14 protein-coding genes are annotated in these 17567 nt (G+C 32.4%); 8 read left to right on the plus strand and 6 right to left on the minus strand.

Annotated features, from left to right (window positions below):
• Window positions 1-24: 24 nt before the first annotated feature.
• The 5 genes from NMK29_RS06675 (at window position 25) to NMK29_RS06695 (ending at window position 5372) form a co-directional block, all read left to right on the plus strand.
• Window positions 25-744 carry a thioredoxin family protein gene (locus NMK29_RS06675; RefSeq protein ID WP_108803145.1) on the plus strand — a complete coding sequence of 240 codons (720 nt, stop codon included), beginning with the start codon at window positions 25-27 and terminating at the stop codon, window positions 742-744.
• Window positions 745-848: 104 nt separating this feature from the next.
• Window positions 849-2078: a DUF1028 domain-containing protein gene (locus NMK29_RS06680; protein ID WP_108803146.1), complete on the plus strand. Its 1230-nt coding sequence runs from the start codon at window positions 849-851 to the stop codon at window positions 2076-2078.
• A gap of 158 nt (window positions 2079-2236) precedes the next feature.
• Window positions 2237-4090 carry a DUF885 family protein gene (locus NMK29_RS06685; RefSeq protein ID WP_108803147.1) on the plus strand — a complete coding sequence of 618 codons (1854 nt, stop codon included), beginning with the start codon at window positions 2237-2239 and terminating at the stop codon, window positions 4088-4090.
• Window positions 4091-4125: 35 nt separating this feature from the next.
• On the plus strand, window positions 4126-4503 hold the full coding sequence (locus tag NMK29_RS06690; protein WP_108803148.1) for an ester cyclase: 378 nt from the start codon (window positions 4126-4128) through the stop codon (window positions 4501-4503).
• Between the two features lie 131 nt (window positions 4504-4634).
• A complete protein-coding gene (locus NMK29_RS06695; RefSeq protein ID WP_108803149.1) occupies window positions 4635-5372 on the plus strand; it encodes an N-acetyltransferase in 738 nt (245 codons plus the stop codon).
• Window positions 5373-5462: 90 nt separating this feature from the next.
• Here NMK29_RS06695 and NMK29_RS06700 read toward each other — a convergent pair whose 3' ends face one another.
• The 4 genes from NMK29_RS06700 to tsaD form a co-directional block, all read right to left on the minus strand.
• Window positions 5463-7547 (minus strand): T9SS type A sorting domain-containing protein, encoded by a 2085-nt coding sequence (locus tag NMK29_RS06700; protein ID WP_159092190.1) that lies wholly within the window; start codon window positions 7545-7547, stop codon window positions 5463-5465.
• A 157-nt stretch (window positions 7548-7704) separates the two neighbouring features.
• Window positions 7705-8847 (minus strand): esterase-like activity of phytase family protein, encoded by a 1143-nt coding sequence (locus NMK29_RS06705; protein WP_108803151.1) that lies wholly within the window; start codon window positions 8845-8847, stop codon window positions 7705-7707.
• A 42-nt stretch (window positions 8848-8889) separates the two neighbouring features.
• The gene (locus NMK29_RS06710) at window positions 8890-9594 is read right to left on the minus strand and encodes a 16S rRNA (uracil(1498)-N(3))-methyltransferase (RefSeq protein ID WP_108803152.1); all 705 of its coding nucleotides are present in this window, start codon (window positions 9592-9594) and stop codon (window positions 8890-8892) included.
• 10 nt (window positions 9595-9604) lie between these two features.
• Window positions 9605-10627, minus strand: a complete 1023-nt coding sequence (gene tsaD / locus NMK29_RS06715; RefSeq protein ID WP_108803153.1) for a tRNA (adenosine(37)-N6)-threonylcarbamoyltransferase complex transferase subunit TsaD — start codon at window positions 10625-10627, stop codon at window positions 9605-9607.
• An 81-nt stretch (window positions 10628-10708) separates the two neighbouring features.
• On the opposite strand from tsaD, the gene NMK29_RS06720 reads away from it, so the two are divergent.
• The 3 genes from NMK29_RS06720 to NMK29_RS06730 are packed head-to-tail and all read left to right on the plus strand — an operon-like array spanning window position 10709 to window position 16518.
• Window positions 10709-15136, plus strand: a complete 4428-nt coding sequence (locus tag NMK29_RS06720) for a translocation/assembly module TamB domain-containing protein (protein ID WP_234424252.1) — start codon at window positions 10709-10711, stop codon at window positions 15134-15136.
• 24 nt (window positions 15137-15160) lie between these two features.
• Window positions 15161-16147, plus strand: a complete 987-nt coding sequence (pfkA, locus tag NMK29_RS06725) for a 6-phosphofructokinase (RefSeq protein ID WP_108803154.1) — start codon at window positions 15161-15163, stop codon at window positions 16145-16147.
• Between the two features lie 8 nt (window positions 16148-16155).
• A complete protein-coding gene (locus NMK29_RS06730) occupies window positions 16156-16518 on the plus strand; it encodes a methylglyoxal synthase (protein WP_108803185.1) in 363 nt (120 codons plus the stop codon).
• Window position 16519: 1 nt separating this feature from the next.
• Here the strand turns inward: NMK29_RS06730 and NMK29_RS06735 are convergent, their stop codons facing one another.
• Both NMK29_RS06735 and NMK29_RS06740 read right to left on the minus strand, forming a co-directional pair.
• Window positions 16520-17080 carry a hypothetical protein gene (locus tag NMK29_RS06735; protein ID WP_234424253.1) on the minus strand — a complete coding sequence of 187 codons (561 nt, stop codon included), beginning with the start codon at window positions 17078-17080 and terminating at the stop codon, window positions 16520-16522.
• Window positions 17081-17145: 65 nt separating this feature from the next.
• On the minus strand, window positions 17146-17526 hold the full coding sequence (locus NMK29_RS06740) for a RidA family protein (protein WP_108803155.1): 381 nt from the start codon (window positions 17524-17526) through the stop codon (window positions 17146-17148).
• Window positions 17527-17567 lie beyond the last annotated feature (41 nt).

Below are 17567 nucleotides of genomic sequence, written 5' to 3' on the forward strand. Positions count from 1 at the left end.
TCTAAAAGTACTAAAATAAACAAGATGAAGAGAAACCTTTTGATACTATTAACGCTCATAATTACTACAATGGTTCAGGCACAGAGCGATAACAACTCAATTGTGGTAATGGAACTGTTTACTTCTCAGGGATGCAGCAGTTGCCCACCAGCAGATGAATTATTAGATGTGATTAATGAAAAATATAAAAATGATAATGTTTATGTTCTTTCATATCATGTGGATTATTGGAATCGATTAGGGTGGAAAGACCCTTTTAGTACAGAGGAGTTTAGTGATTATCAAAGAGATTATGCGCAACAGTTTAATAGTAGATCTATATACACACCTCAATTAGTTGTTAATGGTAGCGAACATTTCACGGGATCTAATAGCTCCAAAGCGTTGGCCGCAATACGTAATTATTCTAAATCAAAAACAACTAATGTAATTAAATTTACTAATGTAGAACGAGATACTAATACGCTAAAAATTGATTATGGAGTCCAAGGTGATTCATTTGATCAGGTAACATTTGCATTGGTAGTATCTGAGAGAACCACTGAGATTGGTAGAGGAGAGAATCGAAATAGAAGTTTAAAAAACACAAATATAGTTGCTAGTCGTTTGGTTGCTAATGAGATTTCTGATAGTGTTACTTTGTCAATTCCTGATTGGATAGGAGATAAAGATGAGTTATCGGTTATAGCATATACTCAGGATAATAAATTGGTGACTACTGGTGCAGCTAGAATAAATATTTAATAATTTACGAGCATAATATTTAAAAGCTATAACAATGAATGTTATAGCTTTTACTGTATACTGTAACAAAGTTGTTTCGTAAACGTCTGTTTTAAAACAGCCAAATGAAAACTCGAGATACCTCATTGTTAGCTTTTATAGTGTTATTAGCTATATCCGGATACAGTCAAAATTTACCAAGTCTATTAACTGATAAGAATATCAATGCTACTTTTTCTATTCTAGCTTATGACAAGAAAGCTAAAGAATATGGAATTGCTGTTGCAACCAATAATATATATGTTGGAAACTCTACGGTTTATATTGACCCAGCGATCGGAGCTTTTTCAGTTATTGCCGAAACTGAACCTCTGTACGCCATAGAAGGTTTTAAAAACTTAAAAGCTGGTAAATCAATAAAACAAGCTATTCTAGAGGTTAAAGAGAACGATAAAGGGTCGCACTATAGACAAGTATCTGGTATGGATGTAGAAGGAAATGTGTATGCTTTTACAGGAGAATCCTTAAAGTATTGGAATGGAGAAGCATCAGAGGTGTTAGGTGAGAATTTTGTAGTTATAGGTAATCAATTAGATAGAGAAGTACTTTCGCAAATGTCTAAAGCATTTAAAAATACTGAAGGAACATTGGCAGAACGACTTTTACAAAGCTTAATTGCTGGACAAAATGCTGGCGGACAAATTTCTGGAAAACAATCTGCTGCAATTGTTGTAAAGGGAGCTGATAATGCGTGGTATAACCAAATTGATTTGCGAGTAGATAATTCTAAAAAACCTATTAAAGAATTACAAATATTAATGAACTATCATTATGGACGAATTAGGCTTAATCAAGCATTATATGCACATAGAGAAGGAAATATAAAAAGAGCTAAACGAAAATTATTAGAAGCTGAATCAATGCTTGACGGATGGGATGGTATTTATACTCGAATTGCAAAAACTAATTTTATTTTAGGCGATGAAGACAAAGCTATCAAATGGATCAAAAAAGGGCTGTCAGAAAACCCAAAATGGTCAGTAAATATTCCTGCATTTTATTTTCTACGAAATAATCCAGAAATGAAATCAATTATTAAACCAGATTCATTTAACATAAATGATTGGGAGAATGCGATACAGATGCTTAGTAGTTTAGGGAGAGAACTAGAAGTTATTACGTTGGCTCAGGAACTGTTGGATAAAAAAATAGAATCCTCATATTTAAACTTTTTGTTAGGAAGAAGTTATTTCTATGAGAAAGAAGAAGATAGGGCAATTGGGTTTTTAGAAAAGGCGTTAATTCTAGATAAAGAAAATATCGAAGCAAGAATTTTACTTAGTAAAATCAAGTAAAATTTTATAAATTAATTAGCATTACCAATCACTCGCGGAAAAGGATGTATAGTAAATATTGAATGTTTGTATTAACAGGTAATTTCTTACTCTAACATTTACTACCTTAGCATTAATAATAGAATATCAATCAATCAAATTCACATAAATCACTCATCATGGCAAAGAAACGCACTTGGAAATTTTGGACCTCTAGAACCTTATTAATCATTTTAGTTTTAGGCATACTCTGGTTAGTTAATCTTATCTGGTTTAAACCATTTAATATAAATCATTTTTATGACAAAGTCTTTGTAGAATTAGCTTTAGAAAGCCCTGAATTAACAACTTCGATGGGAATTCCCGTAATCTATGATTGGTCAAAAGATGAGTTAGACGATATCTCTGATAAAAAACAGTGGGAATCTTTTAATAAAATGAAAGAAGATTATGAAACTTTACAGAGTTATAATTTTGAGAATCAATCCGACGCAAACAAACTAAATACTAAAATATTAGGTTATTATTTAGAAGGTTTAAAGGAAGGTGAAGAGTTCTTTTATCATGATTATCCAGTAAATCAAATGGGAGGAGTACAAAGTTCTTTACCAAGTCTTATGGAGAACTCGCATAAACTTAGAGATAAAAGTGATGCAGAAGCTTATATTACTCGCTTGACTAAATTCGAAACTAAGTTTGAACAATTAATAGAGAATCTTAAAATAAGAGAAGATAAGGGAATTATACCTCCTAAGTTTGTAATGGATCGTGTAATTGATGAAATGAACGGTTTTATTGGAGTAAATTCAAATGAAGACTCTGCAGTAAAATCAAATATTCTTTATACTAATTTTGAGACCAAAATAGATGAAGTAGAAGAATTATCTGAAGAAGAAAAAGATACGTTAAAGAAACAGGTAGAAGAAACAATATTAACCAATGTTTTTGGTGCGTATAAGAAGCTTGTCACATATTTTGAAGAATTAAAAAAGAAAGCTACTACAGATGATGGAGTTTGGAAACTACCAAACGGAGAAGCTTTTTATCGATATCAGTTAAAGCAAAGAACTACTACAGATCTAGATCCAGAAGAGGTACATAATATTGGATTGTCCGAAGTAGCTAGGATAAAAAATGAAATGCAAGAAATCCTATCTGCAGAAGGGTATAAGGATTCCACAAAAACGTTAGGCGCTATCATACAGGAATTGAATAAGGAAGAACGTTTTCTTTTTCCCAATAATGATGATGGAAGAAAAATGGTGATAGATGAGTATGATCGGATACTATCAGAAATCAGCGCAGGTTTGGATGATGCTTTTGATGTTAGACCAAAAGCAGGCTTAGAAGTTAAGAGAGTTCCAGAATTTAAGGAAGAAGGATCCGCTGGAGCCTATTATACAAGACCAGCTATGGATGGTTCTCGTGGAGGTGTGTTTTATGCAAATCTTAGAAATGTCCATGAATCTGTTAAGTTCGGAATGAAAACGTTAGCGTATCATGAAGGAATACCAGGTCATCATTTTCAAATAGCAATTCAATCAGAATTAGAAGGAGTTCCTATCTTTAGAACTATAGGTCTTTTTACGTCATATATTGAAGGTTGGGCATTATATTCAGAACAACTAGCTTGGGAATTAGGTTTTTATGAAAATGATCCTTTCGGAAACTTGGGGAGATTGCAAGCAGAAATGTTTAGAGCTGTTCGCCTAGTAGTAGATACGGGTATTCATCATAAAAAATGGACTAGGGAACAAGCAATTGATTATATGGTACAAAATACAGGAATGACTACTACAGAAGTTACAACAGAAATAGAGCGTTATATAGTTTGGCCTGGTCAAGCTTGTGCATATAAAATAGGAATGCTTAAAATATTAGAACTAAGAGAGAAAGCAAAACGACAATTAGGAGAAAAATTCGATTTAAGAGATTTTCATAATGCAGTTTTAAAAAATGGAGCAGTTCCTTTAGATGTTTTAGAAGAGATAATTGATAGTTATGCAGAGGATGCTAAAGAAAAGAAATCGTAATTGATTTTGTTAAAGAATAAGTATAATCAAAGAGTATGAATCTAGAGGAAAATAAAAAGAACGCTATCGCTTTTTATAAAATGGCATATGAGGGTAAACCTAAAGAAGCTGTGGAGAAATATATTGGAAATGAATATATTCAACATAACCCAGATGTAGCTGATGGAACAGAAGGGTTTATATCCTATTTTGAAAGAATGCAACAAGAATATCCTAATAAATCCATAGAGTTTTTAAGATGCATTGCTGAAGGAAATCTAGTATCGCTTCATACCCATCAAACTTGGCCGGGAAATGATGAATATGTAACCATGGACTTTTTTCGTTTTGATCAGCAGGGAAAAATATGCGAACACTGGGATGCGATACAACAGATTCCAAAAAAATCCGCGAATCCAAATACGATGTATTAGCAGCATATAATTATACTATAAAATTAATTAGGAAAATAATAAGCTGAATATATATGGAAGGGGATGGACTTTTTTAATGTATATGGTGAATGAATAGTAATTAAAACAATATAAATTTACAATAATTAAATTTGATAAAATACCTCAAGTATTCTGATTTAGATAGTTCTCTTATAAAGCAATATAAATATGCTGTCACCGAAGCCTTTCCGGAAATTATTTTAAGATCTAGGGTTACGGAAGAGTATTGGAGTAGGTTGGAAAATTATTTTCCTCACACTCAGGTTTTCATGGTTAATTCTAATAATGATCTTTTAGGTTTTATGAATGCGCTACCAATATTTTGGGATAAAATAGTAAGTGATTTGCCTAAAGAAGGATGGGATTGGCTTCTAAAAAAAGGAATTTCAGATTTTGAGAACAATATAAAACCTAATATTTTAGGAGGTTTACAGATTATTGTAACAAAGAAACATCAGGATAGAGGGTATAGTAAGTTATTAATATCTAAAGGAAAAGAAGTTAGAAAGAGTCTTGGGTTAGAGAAACTCATAATTCCGATACGACCAATTTTAAAACATAATCATCCAAAATTATTGATGAAAGATTATATAGACTTAAAGAAGAACAATAAAGTCTATGATCCTTGGATAAGAACTCATTTAGAAAGTGGAGCAACTCTTATTAAGGTTTGTGAAAACTCTATGAATGTTAGAGGTAATATAAGTTTCTGGGAAGAATTATTAGGTGAAAAAATTACTGTATCAGGTAGTTATAAAATAGATGGAGCTCTAAATTTGGTAACGGTAGATCTAGAAGAGAACTATGGAGAATATAGAGAGGAAAATATATGGATATATTATGATTAGTATTGGTTTTATTAAATAAAGTTTAAAAATATGAAGGGCATTATCTATTCGGATAATGCCCTTTATATTATATCAGTTATATGTATTATACTATTCTATCACAAGCTTTTTCGTAACTGAACCACTGGTTTGATCCAATCTAATTAGATAAATGCCAGCATTGAGATTAGATACGTTAAGAAGATTGTTATTTAAAGTTTCAGAAATAACTTGCTTACCTAACATATCAAATACGCTAACAGTAATAGCTGAATTTGATGTAGTTGTGATATTAACAAAACCTGTATTTGTTGGATTAGGAAACATATTAAAGTTTTCTAACTTTTCATCAAAATCATCAATAGATAAAGTACTAGCATTATCATTAGCATCACCTGGTGTACCGAGGTCACCACTACCAAAAGCTGTAACCGCCTCTGCCCAGTTAGCTCCATCATCATTAGCAGCGCTATTTAGGTCATTGATTGACAATTCCATACTAGCTCCTGTAGGATCAGGGAAAGTAGCTCCATTATCCCATATTACCTGATCAATAACCGTAGAACCACATTCTATAATAATACCATCTGTACTGTTTCCTAAAGAAATGTCATTTGCATATGTATAGTCAGGAGTAATTCCTCCATTTGGAGTCGCTGCATTTGCAATCAAAACGTATCCCATTGGAGGTACAATTAACGAAGATCCGATAACATGAGTTTCACCAGCTTGATTATCATCTTTAATAATCCAGCTTTGTATATCAATTGCACTTCCGGTTGTATTGTATACTTCAAAATATTCCCCATTAGGATCATTCCCAGCGGCAGAAGGGTTTTGCATGATTTCAGTAATTATAATATCACCAACATTTGCACAAACTGCGACAGGAGAAACCGTTCCATTTAGAGAAATTGTTTCATCCGTTACACCTGGAGATGATACTGTAATGTCTCCACTATAAGAATTTACCGTTAATCCAGCTGTCATTCGCACAAAAATTTCAGTACTATTTACAGTTCCTGTGGTTGGCGCTATACTAACAGAAGAACCAAAGCCAGTTCCTGTAGTAAGAGATACTTCAAAATTAGTAGGAGCAGTTATTGTTATATCTCCAGTAAGAAATAAACCTTCTACATTAAAGCTATCTTCAGTAGATGGACCAGATCCTTCGAAATATGAAAAGTCTCCAATAAAACCAGATACAGTGAATTGGGGATCAGCTGGAGAAACAGTTCCACTTAACATTACTGTTTGATCTGTCGCTCCAGTAGAAGAAACTGTGGCATCACCAGTGTAAGAGTTAGAAGTTAACCCGGCTACTAATCTAGTATAAATAGTAGTAGTGGCGATTGTACCCATTGCAGGAGTTATAGCAACAGAAGAAGCAAAACCACTTCCTGTAGTAAGAGAAACCTCAAAATTTGCTGGCGCCGTTACTGTAAGATCGGTAGTAAGGTTTAATCCAGATACAGTAAATGTCCCCTCATTAGAAGGACCATTCGCTTCAAAATAATCTAATCCAGAAACCGCACCACTTACATTTATTGAAGGTGTTGTAGAGACAGTGGTTGTATATGTACCGATACCACCTATAAGCGTTTCAAAAGTATCTGTGCCGCTTTGACAAGTTCCAAGATTATTTAATGATCTTACTCCTGGTATCGTCCAGTTTACTTCTGTAAAACCAGCATCAGGTCCGGTTCCATCAACTCGTTTAGCATAAGAATCTGTATATTCCCAAGTAGCACCAGTTCCATCCGCACCATCTACACCGTACTGATCTACCGTAGCGCCAGAACTATTTAATATAATTCTAACTCTATCGTCCCCATTAAGATTCATAGTATTAGAAGCCAAAACAGTACTAAGATTTAGAGATGGAAATTCGGTTCCAAGGTAGCTAGGGTTACCATTAGTTCCATCAATACTACCTGAAGTAGATATATATACAAAACCGTCTGTAACTGTTCCTAATGCAGAAAGGTCTTGAGTATTCCCCCAGGCTGTAGCAGCATTAGTTTGATTTTCTAATGAGTATAATGAGAAATCTACCGTTCCATCAGCATAAATTTCTAAAAGTTTAGGGAGTCCTCCAGAACAATCTCCATCAACTATAGCCGTAATTATAGGAGTTTGCCCATAGGAAGCTAAAGAAAGAGTAATAGTAAAAAATAAAAAATAAAGTTTTTTCATAATAGTAATTATAATTGAGTGAAAATAGTTTAGCAATATACAAAGAAATGAGTATCGTAAAACCATCGTTTGGAACAAACTATGCATTCTTAATTATAACTTAACACTACTATTGAATACTGATAGTTAAAAGTAAAAACATTTTAAGTTTATGTTATTAAGGAATTATTTTAAAAAGGATTACCTGATTTAGTTGCGGTAAAAAGGCATTGAAATTGTTATCAGAAATAACAATCAGAGATTTACTTCCATCAGAAAATAGAGGGCCAAAAGTTATTCCTTCAATATTATCCACAGTATTATTAGTCAATTCACTACGGATACTGTTAAATTCAAACAAAAGTGTTTTAGCAGCTTTGATTACTGTTTCTGATGAAATAGAGCTAGTGTTTAGTGTATTGCTTGCATTGGTAGCATCAACATTATAAATTTTTATAGTGTTACCTCCATCCAAATATCCTGAAGAAAAAGATCTTTCTAGAAAAAGAAATTGATTTTCATCATATTCTAAAATTTCAACCAGTCCGTTAATACTAAATGTTGTTCCTAAAGCAGGTTCGCGATCAACAGCATCCAGCTCATATATAAACTGTCTTTCTGATGTGCCATTTGTTTTATTAATTCGAGTAATACGAACTGGAGACTCTGTTTCTGTAGTAGTTGGTTCTGGTCCATCCTCAATTAATGGAAGTTCCATACCAACCCAATAAGCATCAGAATCAAAACTAATACATAATGATTCTAATGCACCATTATGTCGTGGACCGGATTGATCAGTTGTTGTATTAGCATCTAAATTTTCAGGTAATGCGAAACTGCGCAATTGAGTACCATTAGGTGCTATTTCTAATAAGGCAGGATCAACATTGTTACTAATAGAACCTTCACTGTTATATATAATATTACCTGTGTTAATATCAAATCGAATAGCTTCAGGATCCATTTGATTTTCTGGAATAGTATTTCCTGTTTCATCCTTAATTTCTATTAGTGAACTAATAGATGCATTTGAAAAACCTTCTTGGTTAAAGGCAATGTCAGCTGTGTAATATCTGATAGGGTTTGATCCGTCACTTATTATATACCAAGTATCGTTTTTGTAATCAATACCAGAAAAGCCTCCTGTTGGAACATCTCCAATAGGGTCATTGGTTATTATTATTTCATCTATATATTCTAAACTGCTAATTGTATTGAGCGAGGGATCAGGAGATTCAGAACTTGTGCTAGAATTGTCATTCGATGAACAACTTGCAAAAAAAACAATAACACAGATAGATATTCTAATTTTTGCATTCATAATCTTGATTATTAGATTCTATAAAGATATTAATTATTTAAACTATGAATTTAGGAAAGCGATACTATGGGTTGCAACAATAGCAGCAGTTTCTGTTCTTAATCTTGTTTTTCCTAAAGTTACTGGAATAAACCCTGTTTTTAAAGCGTTTTCAATTTCTTTGGTAGAAAAATCTCCTTCGGGTCCTATTACCAATGTTGTGGCACTTTGTGGTTTAATAATATCCTTTAAAGATTGTTTCTTAGTTTCTTCACAATGTGCAATGAGTAACTGATCCGAAGTATCTTTTTTTAAAAATTCGGTAAAAGAAATAGCTTTATTTAGTATTGGTAGATACGATTGAAGTGATTGTTTCATAGCACTTTGTAATATACGTTCAAATCGTTCGGGTTTGATTATTTTTCGTTCACTGTGATCACAAATAATTGGAGTAATTTCATCAATACCAATTTCTGTAGCTTTTTCTAAAAACCATTCATAGCGATCATTCATTTTAGTAGGAGCAACTGCAAGATGTAATCTATAATCCTTAGACGGTTGATGATGTCTTTCTTCTAATTGGATAATACATTTATTAGGGCTTGAAAATGTAATAATTCCTTTACATAATAGACCTAACCCATTGGTAATTTGTACTAAATCACCTTCTTTTTTTCGTAAAACTTTAGTTATGTGTTTGCTTTCTTCTCTCGAAAATTGAAATTCTTGAGTGGTTTCTGTAATATCCTTATTATAGAATAACTGCATAAGTGAAAAATTAAAACTTAATTCGGGCTTTAGCAACAATACTCATATCAGTAAAATCCTTTTTTAAATATTTTAGATAACCGACAATACCGATCATGGCTGCATTGTCTGTAGTGTATTCAAATTTTGGGACAAAAGTTTTCCATCCGTATTTATGTTCACCTTCTTTTAATGCTTTTCGTATTCCAGAGTTCGCAGAAACTCCTCCGCCAATGGCAATAGCTTTTATTCCTGTTTCCTTAGAAGCTTTCTTTAATTTGTCAATAAGAATATTAATAATTGTATACTGAATTGAAGCACAAACATCTTCAAGATTCTCTTTTATGAAATCAGGGTTCTCTTTAACTTGTTTTTGAACAAAGTATAATACAGCAGTTTTGAGACCGCTAAAACTAAAGTTTAGACCATCGACTCTAGGTTTTGTAAAAGGAAACGCTTTTGGATTTCCAGATTGCGCGTTTTTATCAATTAAAGGGCCACCTGGATAAGGAAGTCCTAATATTTTTGCACTTTTATCAAAAGCTTCTCCAACTGCATCATCGATTGTTTCACCAATAATTTCCATATCAAAATGATCAGTAACTTTTACAATCTGTGTGTGCCCTCCACTAATAGTTAAAGCAAGAAATGGGAACTCTGGTTTATCAAAATCCTCTTCATCAATAAAATGTGCTAATATATGAGCTTGCATATGATTAACATCAATTAGTGGAATTTCTAACGAAAGTGCTAATGACTTAGCGAAAGAAGTGCCTACCAATAATGATCCCATTAATCCAGGACCTCTGGTAAAAGCAATTGCACTAAGATCGGATTTATTGATGTTCGCTTGTTTTATGGCCTGATCAACAACAGGAACAATGTTTTGTTGATGTGCTCTAGAAGCTAATTCTGGGACAACACCACCATATTGTTCGTGAATTTTTTGTGATGCTACAACATTTGATAGCACGCGACCGTTGCATAATATAGAAGCAGAGGTGTCATCGCAAGAAGACTCAATACCTAGGATGTATACATTTTGTGAGCTCATTATGAGGAAAAGGGCATAGAAATTGTTAATATTGTCAGCAAAGTTAAAACAATAAAACGTATCAAAAAATTCGGGAAAATATTGAAAAGGATATTCCTTATCCTTATTTCGCTATTTGTGCTATTAGTGATACTATTTTCTATTCCTGCAGTTCAAACTTTTTTAGGCAAAAAAATCACCAATTATCTTAATGATGAGTATGATGTAGATATTAATGTTGGTAGAGTAGGCTTGACTTATTCAGGTGATGTTAATTTAAAAGAAGTTTTTGTAAAAGATCATCATCAGGATACGTTGATATATGCTAAAAATATTGCCACCTCAATTCTGAATATAAGAGAGATTTCCAAAGGTCAACCAGAATTAGGAAGTGTTTCTATTGACGATTTAACCTTTAGAATGAAAATGTATAAAGGTGAGCGTAGCGACAACCTCATGACTTTTATTAGAAAATTTAATACAGGTAAGACTTCCACTTCTAATACTAAGTTTTTACTCACTACAGGAAATGTGACTATGGAGAATAGTAAATTTAGTTACATCGATGAAAATCTTAGTTCTCCAAAAATTGTGGTGATAAGGGATATTTTGTTGGACGCAGAAAGTTTAAAAGTAGACGGAGAGGATTTTTATATAACTACAGATTTATTATCATTTAAAGATCATAGAGGATTAAATGTTTCTAATTTAAAAACAGGGTTTTCTATTACTCCAACAGAAATGAATTTTCGAGATTTGTTATTAGAAACCATGGATTCTAAAGTTGAGGGAGATATAGTGTTCTCATATGAACGGGGTGGATTGGTTGATTTCGAAAACAGCGTTAATATCTCGGCTAATTTTAATAAAGCTACTGTTTCTACTAATGATTTAATTCCTTTTTATAAAGAGTTTGGTAAAGATGAAGATTTGATTTTAAAAAACACCAAACTAAAAGGTACGCTAAATGATTTTGAAATATTAGATTCCGATATTTCAGGATTAGATCGGTCTATCATCCAAGGAGATATTAGAATTAGAAATGCGGTAACAAATGTTTCTAAGTTTAGATTGGATGGTGATCTAAAGAATTTGACAACTAATTATTATGACTTGGTCAATTTACTACCTAACATCTTGGGAGAATCATTACCAAAACAACTTTATCAATTAGGAAGTGTAAAGGGAGTTGGACAAACAATAGTAACGATTAAAGATGTTGATGTTGATATGGACTTCTTTTCTCAGTTAGGAAAAATTAAAGCCTTCGTTTTATTAGGTGATTTAGATGATGTAAAAAATGCAACGTACAACGGAAATGTAATTTCTAATAATTTTAATGTAGGTCAATTACTAAGTAAGAAAAATCTTGGAAATGCAGCATTCGATATACATGTAGATGGAAGAGGTTTTACATTAGATAATCTTGATACCAAGCTAGAAGGAGATATTAGGAAATTCGAATTTAATGGATATACATATACCGATTTAAATGTATTTGGTAACTTAAAAGACCCTGTTTTTGATGGAAAATTAGTTTCTGATGATCCAAATATGAAATTTAGTTTTAATGGTGTAGCGGATATATCTAAAGAAATTAATAATTATGATTTTACGGCCAATGTGGATCACATCGATTTACATCGTTTAAATTTTTTTACTAGAGATAGTATTTCCGTTTTCAATGGAGATGTAAAAATGAAAATGAAAGGAACGGGTATTAATGATGCCTTTGGTACCATTTCTTTTGAGAAGACATTATATAAAAATCAAAATGCCAGTTATTACTTTGATGATTTTGATATTACTTCAAGCTTTGATGATAAAAATGTACGGACAATTACCGTAAATAGTCCTGATATTATTGAAGGTAACGTAAAAGGAATATTTAGATTTGAAAATGTATATGATCTATTCAGAAATTCTATTGGAAGTCTATATGCTAATTTTGAGCCTACAGAGATTACAGACAATGAATTTATGGAATTCAATTTTAAAATTTATAATAAGATTGTAGATGTCTTTTTTCCAGAAATTGAATTTGCTCCCAACACCTCTATAAAAGGAAAAGTAGAAAGCAATGATTCCGAATTTAAATTAACATTTAAGTCGCCATCCATTAAGGCGTTTGATAATTTAATGAAAGAAGTGGATATTCAGGTAGATAATAAAAACCCGTTATTTAATACATATGTAGCTATCGATAGTATAGATACTAAATATTATGATGTGTCTAAGTTTAGTTTGATTAATGTAACACTTAACGATACATTATTTATGCGTTCAGAATTTAAAGGAGGTAAAAATAATGTGGATAATTATAACTTAGAATTTTATCATACTATAAACGAAGATAATAATTCGGTTTTAGGATTTAAGAAATCCGATTTTACCTTTAAGGGGTATACTTGGTATGCTAATCGAAATAAGAGTAAAAGTAGTAACAAAATAATTTTTGATAATAATTTTCAGAATATAGATATTAAAGCTATTCGGTTAAGTCATGAAGATGAGGAGATAAATGTTTCAGGAACTGTTACCGGTAAGGATAATAAGGATATTAAAGCTACTTTTAAAGATGTAGATCTTAATAAAATTACACCTTATATAGAAAATTTGAAATTATCAGGAATCGTAGATGGAGAGCTTAAGGTGTTTCAAGATAAAGGAGTGTATTTTCCGAGCTCTACTGTAATAATTGATGAGTTATCAGTAAATGATTCAAATTTAGGTGAACTACGAATGAATGCTTCTGGAAATGAGTCCTTAACTGAGTTTTCTGTAAATACAAGATTGGTAAATGAAGAAAAAGTAAAAACACTTTCTGCAATTGGATCCATCGATGTTTCTGGTAAGAATCCAGATATGAATATAGATGTAGACTTAGAACGATTTAATATGTCTGGGTTTAGTCAATTAGGAGGGATTGTAATATCTGATCTTAGAGGTTTCGTAAGCGGTAGTGCTAAGGTTACTGGTGATTATGTGAACCCATCGATTGATGGTTTATTAAAGCTTAATAAAGCAGGTTTAAAAGTACCATATTTAAATGTCGATCTTGATTTTGATAATGACTCTAGGGTAGTGTTAAGTAAGCAACGTTTTAATTTTGATGATGTTTCTATTACAGATACTAAATATGGTACCAAAGGTATTTTAGGAGGATATATTGGCCATCAGCGTTTTTCTAAGTGGGATTTGGGTCTTACATTAAATGCTAGTGAACGATTATTGGTCTTGGATACCGAAGAGGATGAAGAGTCTTTGTATTACGGAACTGGTTTTATTAGTGGAGATGCAACTATTGAAGGTCCTACGGATGGTTTGGTCATTAATGTAAATGCAACCACAGAAGAAGGAACGATATTTAAAATACCCTTAAATGAATCCGAATCGATCGGAGATAACTCATATATTCATTTCTTGAGCCCAGAAGAAAAACAAGCACGTTTGGCCGGGAAAGAAATTATATTAGAAGAGATAAAAGGTTTAGAACTTAATTTTGATCTTGATGTTAATAATAATGCTTTAGTAGAAGTTGTTGTCGATAAAAAAACAGGAAGCTCCCTTAAAGGAAGAGGAGCTGGAACCTTACTTATAGAAATTAATACAAATGGAAAGTTTAATATGTGGGGGGATTTTGTGGCTTATGAAGGAAGTTATAATTTTAGATATGGAGCTTTAGTTGGTAAAGATTTTACGGTAAGATCTGGAGGTAGTATAAACTGGGATGGTAGCCCAACACGAGCTAAACTTAATCTTAGTGCAGTATATAAAACCGAAGCGAATCCAGCAGTATTATTAGAAAATGCAACCATCAATCGTAAAATACCAGTAGAGGTAGTAGTAGATCTTAATGGAGAATTAATACAACCTGATCTTAATTTTAATATAGAATTGCCTAATTTAAGTTCCGTTGCAAAAAGTGAGTTAGAATATCAATTAGAAGATCAAGCGACAAAAGAATTACAAGCACTGTCCTTAGTAACACAAGGACAATTTTATAGTGGAAACTTAGATCCAACCTTTATTACAGGGAATTTGGTAGAACGTGCAGCTGGACTAGTAAATGGTATCTTTTCTGGAGATGATGATAAATTTACAGTGGGTGTAAATTATGTTCAAGGAAATAGAAATGTCGATCAAGAGGCTGCTGATCAATTCGGAGTTACAGTTTCTACTCAGATTAATAATAGAATATTAATCAATGGAAGAGTAGGGGTTCCAATTGGTGGTGTAAGTGAATCAGTAGTAACGGGTGATGTAGAAGTAGAATACCTTTTTAATGAAGATGGAACTTTAAAAGGAAAGATATTCAATCGACAAAATGAAATTCAGTATATAGGAGAATCTCAAGGTTATAAACAAGGATTGGGACTTTCTTACTCAGTAGATTTTAATAATTTTGGAGAACTATGGGATAAGGTATTTAAGTCTAAAAAAGTAAAAGATTCTTTGTCTCAAAAAACAAAAGATACTATTGATATAGAGAAACCAGAATTTATTAATTTTACAGATAAGAACAATTAATCGCATATAATTTATACACAATAAATGGCTAAACAAATTAAAACTATTGGAGTAATGACATCAGGAGGAGATTCTCCTGGAATGAATGCTGCTATTAGAGCAGTAGCTCGTGCTTGCTCCTATTATAATGTAAAATGTATTGGTTTTTATAGAGGCTATCAAGGAATGATAGAAAATGATTATTGTGAGATGAATGCTCGAAGTGTTCGTAATATTATCAGTACCGGAGGAACCATTCTTAAATCTGCTCGCTCCGCAGAATTTAAAACACCCGAAGGAAGAAAAAAAGCAGCTGGTAATCTTAAAAAAGCGGGTGTGGATGCAATGATATTGATAGGAGGAGATGGGACTTTTAAAGGAGGAAAGATTTTTAGCGAAGAACATGAAATTCCTGTTATAGGTGTCCCAGGTACTATAGATAATGATATTGCAGGAACTAATTTTACCATAGGGTACGATACAGCTTTAAATACAGTAGTTGATGCCATAGATAAAATTAGAGATACAGCAAGTTCGCATGATCGATTATTTTTTATTGAAGTAATGGGGCGTGATGCTGGTTTTATAGCATTAAATAGTGGAGTAGGCGCTGGTGCAGAAGAAATCTTAATCCCTGAAGAAAATTTAGGGTTAGATAGAATGTTAGAATCGTTAAAGAGAAGTAAAAGATCGGGAAAATCTTCTAGTATAGTGGTAGTTTGTGAAGGAGATAAAATTGGTAAAAATGTGTATGAGCTTGCAGACTATGTAACCGAAAATATGCCGGATTATGATGTAAGAGTTACAGTTTTGGGGCATATGCAACGAGGAGGTTCACCTTCTTGCTTTGATAGAACATTAGCAAGTAGGCTTTGTGTTAAAGCAGTTGAGTTGTTGTTGGATGGAGAACAAAACGTAATGGTTGGTTTACTCAATAATAAGATAGTGGCTACTAATTTTGATGAAGGATTAAAAGAAGATCATAGCATAAACAAAGAACTCCTTCGTATTTCGGATATCCTTTCAGTATAATTATAATGATTACAATCGCAATTATCGCACATGATGGTAAAAAGGCAGAAATGGTTCAATTTCTGAATGAACATCAAGAAATCTTACAATCTAAAAATATATCGCTAATATCCACGGGTACCACTGGAGAGAAAGCAAAGCGCGCAGGTTTTGATGTAGAAGCATTATTATCCGGTCCTCTTGGAGGTGATGCACAAATTGCCGCTGGTGTTGCAGAAAAAAGAGTGGATATGGTTATTTTCTTTAGAGACCCTTTGGCAAAACATCCTCATGAGCCTGATATTTTTATGTTGATGAGGTTATGCGATGTGTATGACGTTCCATTGGCTACAAATCCTGCTACTGCGCAGTTGTTACTAAAGGGACTATAGATTATTGGGATAAATTTCGGATACATTGCTCTCTAATTCCCCAGATTTTATCAAATGAAAAATTTAATTCTTCTTCAATAATCCAAGATTTGATATACTCTTGGTGATAATGGATTTTAAAATCTCCAACTTGAAGAGGTTTTATATTTTTTTCAACTATTACGTCATTTTCGATTTTGTTAAAATCCGATATACTAGATGTCGCATCTATAGTTTGATTTTTGTACCGTAAATAGGTGTGAGCTTCAGGAATGTAGTTTAAGTTATTTTCTAAAAGGATGTTTCCAATATTGGGAGTATTTTTTCTATTCATTTTATAAATACCTATAATAAGATCTATATCATTTCTTCCATTTAAATTAGCTACTCGTTTCAATAATGCGTGTTTAGAACTACAAGTACCCTTTTGTTCTAAGATAACTAATTTAGAGTCTATTCTATTGGCATTTCGGCCATAGGGGAGGTTCTTGATAAATTGAACTAGTTGAACCCAAGAGCTAATACCTTTTCTTATAATAAGATTAGATAATTCATCATTAGAGGTAATTTCGAAATCGGTCATATTTAAAAATAAAAAAACTCAAACAAATTTTGCTTGAGCTTTTAATATATTTTTTGAAATGTATATTATTTCACCGCAATTACCGAAATTTCTACATTTACAAATTTTGGTAACGCAGCAACAGCTACAGTTTCTCTGGCTGGAGCAGTATCTTCATTAAAATAGCTTCCATAAACTTCATTCACTTGCGAAAAGTTATTCATATCACTAAGAAAAATAGTCGTCTTTATTACATGTTCAAAAGTCATATCAACCTCATCTAGAATTCCTTTAAGGTTTTGCATTACCTGTTCTGCTTCGGTCTTAATATCGTCCATTACCAAATCTCCAGTTTCTGGATTAATAGCTATTTGTCCAGAAGTATAAAGTGTATTACCATTAAGAATAGCTTGGCTGTAAGGACCAATCGGAGCAGGAGCCTTAGAAGTAGTTATAATTTTTTTCATAATGTGTGTTGTGTTATTGTTTATTTTGATTTTATAAACCT

Origin of the sequence: Aquimarina sp. Aq107 (assembly GCF_943733665.1) — a bacterium.
GTDB lineage: Bacteria > Bacteroidota > Bacteroidia > Flavobacteriales > Flavobacteriaceae > Aquimarina.

Coding starts and splice junctions, on each gene's coding strand:
- tsaD (WP_108803153.1), bottom strand. CDS start 10,627: ATGAGCTCACAAAATGTATACATCCTAGGTATTGAGTCTTCTTGCGAT.
- NMK29_RS06735 (WP_234424253.1), bottom strand. CDS start 17,080: ATGACCGATTTCGAAATTACCTCTAATGATGAATTATCTAATCTTATT.
- NMK29_RS06685 (WP_108803147.1), top strand. CDS start 2,237: ATGGCAAAGAAACGCACTTGGAAATTTTGGACCTCTAGAACCTTATTA.
- NMK29_RS06740 (WP_108803155.1), bottom strand. CDS start 17,526: ATGAAAAAAATTATAACTACTTCTAAGGCTCCTGCTCCGATTGGTCCT.
- NMK29_RS06675 (WP_108803145.1), top strand. CDS start 25: ATGAAGAGAAACCTTTTGATACTATTAACGCTCATAATTACTACAATG.
- NMK29_RS06705 (WP_108803151.1), bottom strand. CDS start 8,847: ATGAATGCAAAAATTAGAATATCTATCTGTGTTATTGTTTTTTTTGCA.
- NMK29_RS06680 (WP_108803146.1), top strand. CDS start 849: ATGAAAACTCGAGATACCTCATTGTTAGCTTTTATAGTGTTATTAGCT.
- pfkA (WP_108803154.1), top strand. CDS start 15,161: ATGGCTAAACAAATTAAAACTATTGGAGTAATGACATCAGGAGGAGAT.
- NMK29_RS06690 (WP_108803148.1), top strand. CDS start 4,126: ATGAATCTAGAGGAAAATAAAAAGAACGCTATCGCTTTTTATAAAATG.
- NMK29_RS06700 (WP_159092190.1), bottom strand. CDS start 7,547: ATGAAAAAACTTTATTTTTTATTTTTTACTATTACTCTTTCTTTAGCT.
- NMK29_RS06710 (WP_108803152.1), bottom strand. CDS start 9,594: ATGCAGTTATTCTATAATAAGGATATTACAGAAACCACTCAAGAATTT.